Below are 13492 nucleotides of genomic sequence, written 5' to 3'. Positions count from 1 at the left end.
CGGCAAAGCTCAACTCGGGGGCTTCGTTTGGCGAAACAAGGGTTTCGTATGGCCTATCACATCCTGATTTTTTGTTTTCTGCTGCGTTCTGTAGCTTGAGGCATTCCGTATACTAATCGAAGGCCTCGAAGGCTTGGTATTAAGGCTGTGGCTTCGTCGTTAAGGCTCGGTGGAATGAAAAGCTGGTTTCAAGATCCTGTTATAAGCTGCTCCCATGATTCGGATGATCCAGGCCAGCAACGCTGACCATGCCAAATCCTATTTCAGTCAGGCCCTTTCCAAAGCTGATTATTACATCAATGATCAGGAGATGAGCGGTCATGTGCGGGGCAAATTGGCCGAACGATTGGGATTAACGGGCCCAGCCAGCAAAGAGGTATTCTTTGCTTTGTGTGAAAATGTCAACCCAACGACGGGGAAACCCCTGACGCCCCGAACCAACGAAGAACGACGTGTGGGGTATGACATTAACTTTCACAGCCCAAAATCTTTATCGATTCTGCACGCCCTAGCCAAGGACGATCACCTGCTCAAAGCCTTCGAGGCGAGTGTGCATCAGACGATGCTGGATATTGAAGCTGATAGCAAAGCTCGCGTTCGCAAGGAAGGATCCTATAGTGATCGATCCACCGGTGAACTGATGTGGGCGGACTTTATTCACCAGACGGCCCGGCCTGTCGAAGGGCATCTGCCCGACCCTCATTTACATGCCCACTGCTTTGTCTTCAACGCCACGTTTGATGAAGCCGAAGGCCGCGTCAAAGCAGGCCAATTCGGCGACATCAAACGCGATATGCCCTACTACCAAGCTCGATTTCACAAGTACCTATCAGATCAACTCATCGATTTAGGGTATGGTATCCGTCGAACTGAGCAGTCGTTTGAAATTGAAAACGTCCCTGAAGACGTCATTAAGCTGTTCTCCAAACGTACGGATGAGATTGGTCGGGTTGCCAAAGAAAAAGGGATTACGGACATCCACGAGCTTAGCGAACTGGGAGCCCGCACCCGCAGCAAAAAACAAACGGGTGTGAGCATGACCGAGCTTAAAGCTGACTGGAAACGGCAAATCCAGGAGCTAAACCCGAAAGGGAACCCAGAGGACGGAGCCCGGATCATCCGGCACGCACCGGAGATGATCCGGGAGATCGTCCATGCCAAGGATTGCGTCGATCAGGCCGTGCTCCACGGATTTGAGCGGGCTTCGGTGTTGCCGGATCGCCGCCTGCTGGCGAGTGCCTACCGACAGAGCATTGGACAGCGATCCATTGCACTTGACGCTGTGGATCGCTGCTTGCAGGCCGATCCACGGGTCATCGCGATTGACGATGGGAATCAGAAGTTCCTCACAACCCGGCAGGTGATTGCCGAGGAGCATCGCATGGTTAAGCTCGCTCGCAGCGGTCAGGGCAAACTCAGGCCCTTGTATCTGGAAGCTCCCAAGCTTGCCCTGGATGGCAAGCAGGCCCAAGCCGTGGAACATGTCCTGACTACCTCTAATCGGGTTTCTATTATCCGAGGGGTGGCAGGTTCTGGGAAAACGACCTTGATGCAAGAAGCCGTCAAGCACATGGAAGCTGCTGGCAAGACGGTCACCGTCGTCGCTCCCACATCGGAAGCCTCGCATGGGGTCTTACGCAGCGAAGGGTTCAAGCAGGCAGACACGGTCACACAATTGCTCCTGAATAAAAAAAGACAGGAAACCTTGACAGGGCAAGTTCTTTGGGTGGATGAAGCGGGGCTTTTGGGCACTCAGGACATGACCGCTCTGCTAGAACTAGCGACCCGGCAAAATGCCCGGCTTATCCTGGGCGGTGATACGCGTCAACATTCCAGCGTGGTTCGCGGGGACGCGTTACGGATTCTCAACACCGTGGGGCGGATTCAAACGGCAGAGGTAACTAAAATTTACCGACAGCGTAACGAAGATTATCGATCGATCGTCACGGATCTGTCGCACGGGATGGTTGAGTCGGCTTTAAAAAAACTCGATGGACTTGGAGCGATTACTGCGGTTGATCCATTGAACCCCACGAAGGAACTGCTGGCGGATTATAAGCAGGCCGTCAAAGACCAAAAGTCCATTCTGGTCATTTCGCCCACCCGTCAGCAGGCAGATGAATTAACGCTCAGCATTCGCAAGGACTTGCGGGACGAAGGCCTTTTGGGAAAGAAGGAAGTTGTTGTGCATCGGCTCGTGAATCGTAATCTAACCGAAGCTGAAAAAGGAGATTGGTCGATCATTGAAGAGGGAAATATCATTCAATTCAACCAGAACCTCTCCGGTATTCAGCGGGGAAGTCGCTGGAAAGTCACTGAATGTACGGATCATCACGTTACCATTGCCAACAGTCAGGGAGAGACGCAAGTGTTACCGACCGATAAAAGTAGTTCCTATGAAATCTATCGATCCAAGCCCTTAGCTCTTTCCAAAGGAGACAAAATCCGTATTACCCGTAACGGTTTTGATGATCAGGACAAACGACTCAATAACGGGCAATTGCTAGAGGTCGCCTCCGTCAAAAAAGACGGGCAAATCACTCTGCTAGGGTCAGGGGGTAAAACCCGATACCGGGTTGGTAAGGAGTTTGGTCACCTGGCTCATGCCTATTGCGTGACCAGCCATGCTTCGCAGGGGAAAACCGTTGATGAAGTGTTCATCTGGCAGCCCGCCGAAACGTTTCCGGCCACCACCTCGAAACAGTTCTACGTTTCGGTGTCTCGTGGCCGAGATCGGGCTCGCGTTTACACGGATGATAAAGAAACCTTACTAAACTACGCCAAGCGGGTGGGAGATCGCACTTCTGCTTTAGAGCTGTTAACAAAACAACCTAAAACCCAGCAACTGGCCGAGCAAATCATCCGCCAGCAATTGCCAAGACAACCGATCAAGGACCCACTTAAGCAACCCACGCCCAAACAAAAGCAGATCAGTAAAGACGATGGACCACGGATTTAAAACACGCTTTGACCAGATGCGGGAAAACAACCCGGCGAGCTCAGAGGGCAAGCAACCAATCCAGGTTGTACCCAATCATGATACATTTCACCCCATCGGCTACGCCCGGAACCTATGTCTGATTTGGCCTGATGGTCGACGTTATTTCTTTAATTATGCCTATCTGATTGCCGCCGAGTTTTTACCCAGTCACGACAAAAATATAATTCGGCTGGATTTTTCATCTCATCAAATAATTTTAAAAGGCTATGAATTAGAATCTCTATTCATGCAATTATTAGACCACCTACCTCGTCTTATTTGTACAGTAGATCCTCGCTATACAAATAACATAAATGAAGGGGAAAGTTTAGTAGAAAGTATAGATGTACTAACATAAAATGCGAACCAATAATATATCTATTTTTTTGCACAAAAAACATCAAATCAATTTACTAGGCTAAATAAGAAACTAAAATCAATTATAAATTTAAACATTTAATCACAGCCTTTTCAACACAATCTATTGAAACATCATTAGTGATGATAAACTTACTCTTATTAGTAAAATATTCAGAATATAGTTCTTGTGTATAAAAATCATACATATTCTGCAAAAATAAGCTGTTAAACCAAATTTCATTGTCTTGATCAAATAAATAGTTTTTTCTTCGATCAATGCTGATTGAAGGTGAAGTAATAAACACTATTAAAAGACTAGGTTCAATTAATTTACCTTCAGCGATTAAATTAATAATACTATGTCTAATTAAATTATACGCTTTATTAGATATATACGAAGAAAATGTCTTAGCTAATGAGTACTGATAGGCTATTAACGAGATATAGCACCTATCTAGTAAAAAAAAACGATAATTATTTTGATCAAAAATAATACTTTCATTCTTTGCAATTTCAGCTAAAATAAACTTCTTACTTCTTTCTAATACATCCAAATGAACAATATTTTCATCAACTATTGTTTGGTCGATTACATCAATAGAATGGATAGTTCTAAACTTAGAAACTATTCTGCTCAAAACAGAAGATTTACCTGAACCAGGCATTCCCTCAAACGCAATAGTTTTATTCGAAAGTTCAATATTCATAAACATTCTCATTTCGTATAAGCAAATAAGTATAATTATTGATAGAGTTTATAGCATTATAATTTTTCATTTTACTATTTGCTTCTTCAAGCCAAGTTGGATCTTCCTGAACAAATGAAAAGAGCTTTGGATCAAATAATTTCTTATCAATTCTTGGCTTTAGTAAAACACATTTATAAATATCATGCACTTTTATAGCAACCTTTTGCCAAGACAAATTCTTTAAAATATAATCACGGCCTTGAATCGAATATTGTTGATATAGTTCATAATCATTCACTAGATTTTTAATAATAGTACCATATTTATCTAAATCATCTTCAACTATTAAAAGGCTTTTATCTGGAAATCCCCTAGCACCATCACTTGTAGTGATAACAGGTATACCAGCTAAAAGGTAATTTAGTATTTTAATTCTCATTCCGGCACCACCAGTTATAGGGGCAAGTGCAATGGTTGACTCCTTAAATACAAGGTTTAAATTTTCAACTTTACCAGTAAATACAAATTTTTCACTTTCAATAAATCTCCTCATTTGATTAGGAACATCACCGCAAATATAAAAATTGAACTCAGGAATTTGAGGACTAATTACATCTTTAATCTGATATACAGAATTTGCGTTAGGCTGAAAAAACATATTCCCTAAGAAAACTGCTTTTTTATTATTAATGTTCGATAAATTAGCTGAAAAATCAAATATATCAGCACCACTTGGAATAATACTAATTGATTCCTTAAGAATCTCTAGTCGTTCTGCTATTTGAATTACATCATCACTACTTAAGGCAATAACCGTATCAAATGATTTTCCAAAAACTGATGATAACTTTGATAATTTATCAAGTCTTTTATTAGAGACACCGATTGACTTACCAAACTCAATGTCATCGAAATGAGATTCGAAAACTAAATATGTATTCAATTCTAGAGAAAGAGGAATACCTTGAAAAATAGCATTTTCAAGATTGGCGAATTGAAGAATATCAGGTTTTTCAATGAGCAAAATGCGTTTAAGAACTTCTGACTTATTATAGAAGTCAGAAGGATGTAAAATATAAGTAGTAAATTTTTCTTTCTTGATCCTATCAATATCATACCATCCTCTGTCACATAGTATAATAATAATTTCAACATCTAGCAATTCTTGCAAATGTCTAGACAAATAATGAAACCTATTTGAAGCACCACTATAAGAAGGTATAAATTCCCCCTCAATAAAAATTGCTATCCTCATACTCAAGAAATAATATCAATTATAGTTTGTAAAGCATATTCTTTTTCTAAATTATTACATACAACTATAGAATTGAACTGCCTTAATCTTGAATTAATTAGCCTTTCTTTCTCAAGAAGATCGTTACTTCTATAAGATATATTCTTATCTCTAAGTATTATTCTATCAATTCTAATATCTTCTTCAACTTCTATAAGAAATGAAAAATCAGGCAAAATTATATTAACAAAATCTGGAATTGATATATTTAAGTTAATTGCGTTATTATAAGCAATTGTTGTATTAATATATTTATCTACTACAACGTTACGACTAATTATTAATTTTGAAATCTCATCTGATAAATGTTGTAAACTCGCTAAATAATATAGAAATTGAGAAATGGCACTACAAGTACTATCAACATCATTACGAATTTGTTCGAATGGAGGCGTAGGGTACTTAAAGTAAATACCATTTATTCTAGCACAGATTTCTTTGCATATAGTTGTTTTACCTACACCACTGACACCTTCGATAGCAATAAGTTTGCCAATTTTATTATCTTTGTTCATAACTATTATGTTAACAATAGTCGACATTAAAAATAAATTTTAAATCTATGAATCAGATAAAATCACAAAAAAGAATTATATCGATAATAAACTTAATTAATAAAATGAAATTAGTCACATTACGAATTAATAAAAAAGATTCTATAATAAAATTTTATTCCAAAAAAAAAGGTGCTTTATCAAATACAATTAAGTATTTCAATAAAATGATTATTCATCCTTCGATCAAACAAGTTTACAGCATATACATAGTTAATGATAAATACTTTTACAATAATATCATAAGCCTCAACAATATAAGTCACTTAAACATGCATACTAAAACATATCTCAATTTCCATAATAAAGATTCTGTTTTAATAATATCTCGTACGGATAGGTCACAAATATCACTATATATCTTTTGCAATGAATTATTAGAGAAAGAAGATAATTCAAATAGGATTTTTCTCTCACTTGCTAAAACTTACTTCTTATGTCGAGGATTTGTACCGTTCCATGCATCTGCTTGTAGCAAAAATGGACATAGTATTGTATTACTAGGAAATCCAGGTGCTGGCAAAACAACGACATTGCTTAACTTAATTATAAACAATCAATACGATTATGTATGTAATAGTGAGTTATATATCTGCGTAAATAAGGGAGATTTGATTGGAATTTCCTTACCAAAAGGCATAACTATTAGAAAACCCATTTTAGAAATTTTTCCTACTATCGATTTAAGAAATTCAATAAATGAAAATACTATTGATACTAAAAAATTACTTATTAAGTATAATAATATAAAATTTATGTTTAATTGCAATACAATAAGTTATTTTCATGTGAATCATATTTTTTGGGTGCAATTCAACAGTAACATTTTTGAATCAAAAATCAAAAAACTATCACTTAAAAAAACTAATTATATAATTAATTTTATATATAATAGTAAATTAGAATACGAACCTCTACTTAAAATTCTTATACTAAAGAATCCAATAATTAAAAAATGCAATGATTTAATTTTATCAAAAATTATAAATGAATATTCTGTCTCAATCTTAGAACAAGGAATAGATTCTAATCAAAATAAAATAGATAAAATTAATAATTTTATTTCATAGTTTATTAATAATTTTATCTATAAAATAATCTGTTTCTTCACTAAAAAAATTTACATTTTGTATACTATTCACATAAAGACTATCTAATCTGTAATTTTTTTCAATGTAATGTTCGCTTTCAATCCAATTCGAATGAAATATCCTCATTATATAGGCATGTATTGAGTTTTTAATATTAGTTTTATTAATAGGATTCATAGACAAATATGAATTCAAAAACCTAGTTGATTTTTCAAAATTATTAGTATTATATCTAGAATTAAAACATATAATAAACATTGACCTAATGAGTTCAATACAATCTGCACCTATTACTGATTTTTCAAAATCAAAAACGTTTTGAACTTTGCCATTTTTAGCAAAAAACACATTCTCTTGCCAGTAATCTCCATGAAGTATACAATTATTTTTTATATTTAAATCGTCTAATTTCAATGTATTACTCTCTAAAAAACTAATTTTTTTTTGAATATTACTCTTAGCATTTATATCAAAAATTGTTTTATTTTTCTTTATATCAATCAATTCGTATATTTTTTGTAACTTTAACTTACTTTTGCCAGTATCCCATCCTTCTCTAATATTATTTCCGAGAATTTTAGTATCTTCGATTTTTGTAGCTAAATGAATTTTAGACAGTAAATCACCCATCGCTTCTATATGCATTTTCTCTAAATTATCAAAAGATATTTTATGTCCATTTATATATGGGTATAAAGTATAAATTTGATCATTAAAAATAAAATGTTTTTTGTCATCTATTGTCTTATAAGGCAAAATAACTGGAATCCCAGCTTGGAAAAGTGTATCTTCAATATCTTCTATGAATCCAATATTTGAAGCTGTATCGGTTCTTTGTTGTTTCAAGAAAAATCTTTTCCCAAATGACAATATCTCTATGTTGTTTGTAAGATACCCTCCTTCGATACTTGAAGTGTTTTGCACATCAATATTATATTTCTTAAATATAATATTTCTTAACTGATCATCCATAGATAGCGCTCATAATTTTAAGATGAATACTTTTCAACTGATATCCAGAATAACGAGATATAGCACAACATAATTCAAGATACTTTGCTTCCTTTAACTTATTTATAATATTTTTCATCAATCCATTCCTGATACTAATTTCTGCTAAATCATAAAAATCTTTTGGTGAAATTGAAAATATTATCGCATCAGTAATTCCTTGCCAGAAAAATCTTTTAATAAAGAACATTTTTTTTGTACGATTATACCCTAAACTAGTAAATGAAATAGCTAAGGGTTCAATATAAACTTGAGACTTTTCTATTCTTCTTATCATCTCAATGTCCTCACCTGATAATAAGTTTTCACCACATCGCCCTAGTTTTGTATTAAAAAATCCATATTTATCAAAAACTTTTTTCTGAAATGCCATACTTGAGCCTATAATATAATACGGTTTATTCTTAACAGAAAGACACTTCGGGTAATCAGGCGGCACTATAAATCTTAGAAAATAACTTGTTAAAAATTCAGGAATTTTTTTTTCATTTAATATTACTTTTCCTCCGATACACATTGCATTAGTAGCTATAAAAGCCTCTAGTATTATTTTTATATAATTTCTATCTAGCACAACATCGTCGTCAACAAATATTAAAATATCACCTTTTGACATTTTAATGCCGAAGTTACGGGCTTTGCTTAAACCAGGAATGTTTATATTAAATACTCTATATATAATTTTGGAAAAATTCTGTAAATCCAGGTTTTCTATTTTTTCATTAGGATTATTGTTAACAATAATAACTTCTTTTTCTACTTCTTCTTGTTGAGATATTGAAATAAGAAGTTCTAATATTTTTTCTCTTCTTATTTTCGTAATAAAGGTTGATATTATTATAGACACTTTCATGCTATTTAAATTTTATTCATCTACAATTCAAATTCACTATAACATCATATGTATTATATTTTAAATAAATCACAGTAAATAATAATGAGCCACAACATATTTTAAGCATTATGAATAACCACTATTGAATACCCTACCTATTTCAAATATAAATAAAAAAATAAGAACGTTATTATACATATTTCTATTTTAGAGATAATTTATTCTATTTTATTTAAAAACTAAGATTATCTCCCCTTATCACTGCTATGAAAATTTATATTTGTACTGTATTTTTAAAAATTATTAATTATTCACATTTTTAAAAATATTTGACATAAATGATTATCTATTCAAATGATTTGACTTGAGGTGTATGCAAGTATTTGACTGCCTTCTCTGCATAGCATGCCGCCTGAATAATAAAACGTTTATCCTGTTTGAGCACATCCAGCCAAGATTGAATGTAAGCTGCATGCTGGTTTTCCGGCATGGGTTCAAAGCCCAAATCAGCCGCCAAGAAACAAGCTCCGAGTTCAGCTACCAGTTCTTCTTTGGCATAGCCTGCATCCCCATAGCTTTTACGACCCAGATCGCGATTCAAACGGCTGGGATGACGGGTCCAGTGAGTGATTTCATGGGCCAGTACGGCGTAGTAGCTTTCGGTGCTTTCAAAGCTTTCGAGGGGCGGCATTTGCACCCGATCCGTCGTGATCGAGTACGAAGCCTGCGTACCCGTATAGATATCCGCTTTGGTCTCGGCAAAGAAGCGGTCTAAGGTTTCATTGCGAGTTACTGTAGAGGTTTCTTTCAGCGGTGGTGTGGCATAGAAGTGTTCTGCCAACCCTTCAATTTGCTGGGCATTGAAAACCGTATAGGATTTTAAGAACGGAATGGAACGGGTCGTGATGTCTCCCGAGGCGTCTTCTTCCTCCCGCGTGATCGTGTTGGCATACACCACGAGTGATCCCTTCTCGCCTTTTCGAACATTGGCTTTTAATTCCAACGCCTGCTTGAACGTCATCCAGTAGGGAGATACATATCCTTTTTCAGCGGCAGTGCTCCAAAGCAGCAGTGTGTTGATACCTGTGTAGGGCTCCTGATTCCAACGCAAAGGCCGCCTGATGTGACCATTCAGGTGCTCGGCGTTCCAGGGCTTACGCCAGGTGAGCTGGCCTTGCTCTAAATCCGCCATGATTTTACCGGTAATGCGGGCATAGAGATCGTTGGTAGGTGGGGATGCATCGCTGGCGTGATGAGAAGAAACGGAAGGTGAAGAACGGGTCATGAGGAAAGCTCCATGTCAAGAGAGGGTTTACAGGAATGAAATGACCCGGCTATCAAGCGAGTGCACCGGCTAGAATTTTGGCTCGCGAGGAAGGCTGAAAGCCGGGGAAAATTGTGGTTGGTGAAAGCGAGCGGGCCGGGTACATTCCTGGCTATAAACCCGATTGACGATGGCAGTCTTGATTTTATGTACCGCTTCCAAACCCTGTTTCACGCTTAAGGCAACAAGCCCTCATCGGCTAAGGACCGATAATGCTGAGGCGTGATGATGAGGTGATCCAAAATGGCAATGTCGAGTAGCCTACCGCCTTCCCTTAACTTCGTCGTCAGGGTCCGATCAGCAGAGCTGGGCGTCAGGTTACCACTGGGATGGTTATGAGCCAGGATCAAACTGGTCGCTCCGGCTTTAAGAGCCGTAGCAAAAATGAGACGGGGATCCGCCAGGCAGGACGCTAACCCGCCCGACGAAATCGTCGAAACACCCAGACAGTGGTTATGTTGGTTTAACAGGAGAATTCTAAACTCTTCGACGAGCTCGATGCGATTTTCATTCCAGGTCCGGCGAAGAATCTCGTAAGCAGTCTGCGAAGAACAGACCTGAAGTCGGTTTTCGTACGCAATGGGATTACGATAGACGAGTTCGATCTCATTGACTTTTAAAAGCGAGGTCACATCCAATGCTTCTGCTGTCATCTAGCCCTCCGCGTTCCGAAGCCGGGCTAAATGCCAGGAGTGCACATCCCGGTGCGGAGTAAAGACCGGGCTCATCGTCTTATGATGCAGACCTTCGATGGAGCGGATCGAATTTGTGAGATAAGCCGTGGCCCGTTTGCCAGCTGCATCGTGATCCATCCAGGAATACAGCGTTTGGTAGCCGTAATGCTGCAAGTAGGGATACACCTGCCCTAAACACTCGTACGCATTCAAGACCAGACTATCCGATTGAAACGGGGCTGTATTTCTAGTACGAGCCGAGAGAAAATCCCAGCAACTTTTAAAAACATGCACAGTAGCCGTGCCGGGAACGCTGCCTCGGATGAAAGATAGTGCTTTGGGCCGAAGACAGCCTTTAAAGAAAGGATTACGGAGTTCGTAGCCGCCCTCTTCGTTATCAAAACCTAAAACGTAAAGATGCTTTCTGGTTTTCTTATGGAGCACATAGACCTGCTTGAGATGCTGCTGGGCAACTGTCAGCGGAATACCCTGCTTTTCCAGGTAGCGGATAAGTCCCAGATGCTCGATGAGACCAGCTTTCTTGAATACCAGTAGAGCGTCTTCACGTTGATGCTGCTCTGGATGTCTGTACAGTTTCAGCGGAAGGTGATCGGGCATGCGAACCATGTTCTCGATCCAACGCTTCGCATCCGCCTGGGTAGAGGCTTCCTTTTGAAAGGACAGATATTCACAGACAAAATCCAGGAGTGTGCCCCCCTTTTCGAGGCTGGCGTCATACCATTCATTCGTATCCTGTTTGATGCATAACGTAGGCCAATGCTCGGGATGAAAGGGGGATGGATAAAAAGAGGATGACGCTTCGAGTGAAGCCGGTAACAGATGAAGCTTGACCAATATTTCGGAAATAGATATATGGTTAGCAGGTTCGCTATTCATTAGAATTCTCGCTAGAAATCGGTGGGTGACGAACTAGGGCCGGAAAAGTTTTCGCAGAACTTTTCCGGCCTGTCTGTTTTATGAGCAGAGTCTTTCTTGCAGGAACGCATCCAGATCGCTGCGGCGGTAACGGACTGATCGACCTATTTTGATGCGTTTGAGCGGATAGCGTTTGGTACATGCCCAGACCGATAAGGTATCCGGGGCCACTCCCAGATACTTGGCAGCGGTTTTCCGATCCATTAGTTCGGGCAGCATTTTGGTTGGTATAGAGTTATCAGGGATCACTCCCTGATACTTGGTAGCGGCCTTCCGGTCCATTAACTCGGGCAGGATTGGGGTTAGCATAAAAGACTCCTTTTAATCAAAAGCTGTAACGAGGTTGGTGTTTGCTTTTTTGTTACAGATCAAGTCCGTACAGGACGGCTTTGGGAGCGTCAATTCAATTCGAGATTGATTAATGAAGGTTAAACAGGATCAACTTTATTGATAGCAGTGCCTGAAGATAGTTACTCGGACATCTTTGTTTTTACTTACAGTTCACATACAAATGATCAATCGATGAAAGGCAAATCTCATCGATTGATCATCGCAGAATAGTTGCAATGATTGCTGACAGTGTTAAAGCTGCAATTGAGTCCCCGATGGGATTGTTCTACGATGGTATAAGAAGCCCACTCTCTTTGGAATTACTTCTATCATACGGGCTTTAGCTACTGGATGGCTAGCTTGATAAGCACGGGATTCACGTTTCTCCGGGCAGTAGTTGCATAACCGTACGATAACATTTAACCCATGTGCGTTCTATTAAGACCAGCCAATCATTGCTTTTAGTACGGTGTTCAAGGATGGCACCTCACACCTTTGCCCTATTACCCGATAACCTCTACCCTTCCTTGATGCTTCCAATTCGATAGAGCTTCCCTTCGAAATTCAAGCAATGACGAGTGTTCCTGAAGAGTTGAACTCACCGATCTGGCTTAGGCAATTTCTTACCCGATAAACGCATCAGACAATTAACGGCTGCCCGTTTCAGCAGGTTAGGGTCTTCAGTAATATGGCCCGCCAGACGAGCCGCTTCCGTATAAACAGATAAAGGGTCTTCAGGCTTAAAATGTTTATCCATTTCAATAGCTGGCATTCCAAATCGGGTAATGCTTTCCATTTCAGAGATGAATACATAGCCCAATTCAGGGGAACCCAATCCCAAATCACATAACCCATATGCGATATCAGGATCCATGGGGTTAAGCTCCGTTAAAATCCAGGTAGCTCTTCCGAAAGGCGTAAAGAGCTTAACCACTGGCATACGATCTACGTCATTGCCATCTAAATGATCCTGACCATTGATGAGCATTCGTTCTTTTAAATCCTGTGAAAGAAGATCGGACATTCTCTACCTCCGCCTACTAGAGTTCAAAACGTTGAACGTACACCGTTAGAAAATAAACAGGAGATTATATTTCGAAAATGCGACGGGAATAATGAGCATTAATGTTAGAATAGATGACAGAAATTTATTCTGTCATTCTTCAACATCTACTACCTATACTTTATGAAACTACTATTTGCCGTATCTCTTCTACCTCTGCTTTAATCATCCACTGATCAAGCACTCTTAAGTGAACAAACCAGTGGCGTATATCAAACGGTTAGACAAATAATAATTCAATAATCTTACATAAATGTCAAACCAGTTAATTTACAGGGCTGCGCGTAAGGATATCCGTTTGAGTGCTACAAATAGCATTATTCCGACGTGGCCAGTACAAAAAATATAATT

At 38.8% G+C, this 13492-nt stretch carries 13 protein-coding genes; 3 read left to right on the top strand and 10 right to left on the bottom strand.

The genetic code is table 11. From position 1 onward, the window contains the following. Positions 1 to 214: 214 nt before the first annotated feature. Positions 215 to 2959, top strand: a complete 2745-nt coding sequence (gene mobF / locus QE357_RS01935) for a MobF family relaxase (protein ID WP_309705404.1) — start codon at positions 215 to 217, stop codon at positions 2957 to 2959. Continuing rightward, positions 2943 to 3338, top strand: a complete 396-nt coding sequence (locus tag QE357_RS01930) for a hypothetical protein (RefSeq protein ID WP_309705402.1) — start codon at positions 2943 to 2945, stop codon at positions 3336 to 3338. Before mobF ends, QE357_RS01930 begins: the two co-directional genes overlap by 17 nt. Before the next feature lie 82 nt (positions 3339 to 3420). Here QE357_RS01930 and QE357_RS01925 read toward each other — a convergent pair whose 3' ends face one another. Genes QE357_RS01925 through QE357_RS01915 form a run of 3 tightly spaced genes read right to left on the bottom strand, consistent with a single transcriptional unit; the run spans position 3421 to position 5838 of the window. Next, positions 3421 to 4047 (bottom strand): hypothetical protein, encoded by a 627-nt coding sequence (locus QE357_RS01925; protein WP_309705400.1) that lies wholly within the window; start codon positions 4045 to 4047, stop codon positions 3421 to 3423. Next, a complete protein-coding gene (locus tag QE357_RS01920; protein WP_309705398.1) occupies positions 4037 to 5284 on the bottom strand; it encodes a glycosyltransferase family 4 protein in 1248 nt (415 codons plus the stop codon). The genes QE357_RS01925 and QE357_RS01920 overlap by 11 nt, the downstream gene beginning before the upstream one ends. A 2-nt stretch (positions 5285 to 5286) precedes the next feature. Next, a complete protein-coding gene (locus QE357_RS01915) occupies positions 5287 to 5838 on the bottom strand; it encodes a hypothetical protein (protein ID WP_309705396.1) in 552 nt (183 codons plus the stop codon). Between the two features lie 104 nt (positions 5839 to 5942). Here QE357_RS01915 and QE357_RS01910 point away from each other — a divergent pair, with 104 nt between their 5' ends. After that, positions 5943 to 6947 (top strand): hypothetical protein, encoded by a 1005-nt coding sequence (locus QE357_RS01910; protein ID WP_309705395.1) that lies wholly within the window; start codon positions 5943 to 5945, stop codon positions 6945 to 6947. Here QE357_RS01910 and QE357_RS01905 read toward each other — a convergent pair. The 7 genes from QE357_RS01905 to QE357_RS01875 all read right to left on the bottom strand — a co-directional run bounded on the left by QE357_RS01905 (position 6942) and on the right by QE357_RS01875 (position 13102). Further along, positions 6942 to 7940: a phosphotransferase gene (locus QE357_RS01905; protein ID WP_309705393.1), complete on the bottom strand. Its 999-nt coding sequence runs from the start codon at positions 7938 to 7940 to the stop codon at positions 6942 to 6944. The genes QE357_RS01910 and QE357_RS01905 overlap by 6 nt on opposite strands. Further along, on the bottom strand, positions 7933 to 8832 hold the full coding sequence (locus QE357_RS01900) for a glycosyltransferase family 2 protein (protein WP_309705391.1): 900 nt from the start codon (positions 8830 to 8832) through the stop codon (positions 7933 to 7935). Before QE357_RS01900 ends, QE357_RS01905 begins: the two co-directional genes overlap by 8 nt. Positions 8833 to 9160: 328 nt before the next feature. Next, entirely contained in the window at positions 9161 to 10099 is a 939-nt protein-coding gene (locus tag QE357_RS01895) for a zincin-like metallopeptidase domain-containing protein (RefSeq protein ID WP_309705389.1), read from the bottom strand. Positions 10100 to 10314: 215 nt separating this feature from the next. Beyond that, a complete protein-coding gene (locus QE357_RS01890; RefSeq protein WP_309705387.1) occupies positions 10315 to 10791 on the bottom strand; it encodes a JAB domain-containing protein in 477 nt (158 codons plus the stop codon). Then, positions 10792 to 11709 carry a hypothetical protein gene (locus QE357_RS01885; protein WP_309705385.1) on the bottom strand — a complete coding sequence of 306 codons (918 nt, stop codon included), beginning with the start codon at positions 11707 to 11709 and terminating at the stop codon, positions 10792 to 10794. A gap of 78 nt (positions 11710 to 11787) precedes the next feature. Next, positions 11788 to 12057, bottom strand: coding sequence for a helix-turn-helix domain-containing protein (locus tag QE357_RS01880; RefSeq protein WP_309705380.1), 270 nt, complete (start codon positions 12055 to 12057; stop codon positions 11788 to 11790). Positions 12058 to 12676: 619 nt separating this feature from the next. Continuing rightward, the gene (locus QE357_RS01875; protein WP_309705378.1) at positions 12677 to 13102 is read right to left on the bottom strand and encodes a DUF2958 domain-containing protein; all 426 of its coding nucleotides are present in this window, start codon (positions 13100 to 13102) and stop codon (positions 12677 to 12679) included. Positions 13103 to 13492: the final 390 nt, after the last annotated feature.

Origin of the sequence: Siphonobacter sp. SORGH_AS_0500 (genome assembly GCF_031453245.1) — a bacterium.
Classification (GTDB): Bacteria; Bacteroidota; Bacteroidia; order Cytophagales; family Spirosomataceae; genus Siphonobacter.
Note: the sequence above shows the minus strand (reverse complement) of the source record. Positions and strands in the feature narration are given on the sequence as shown.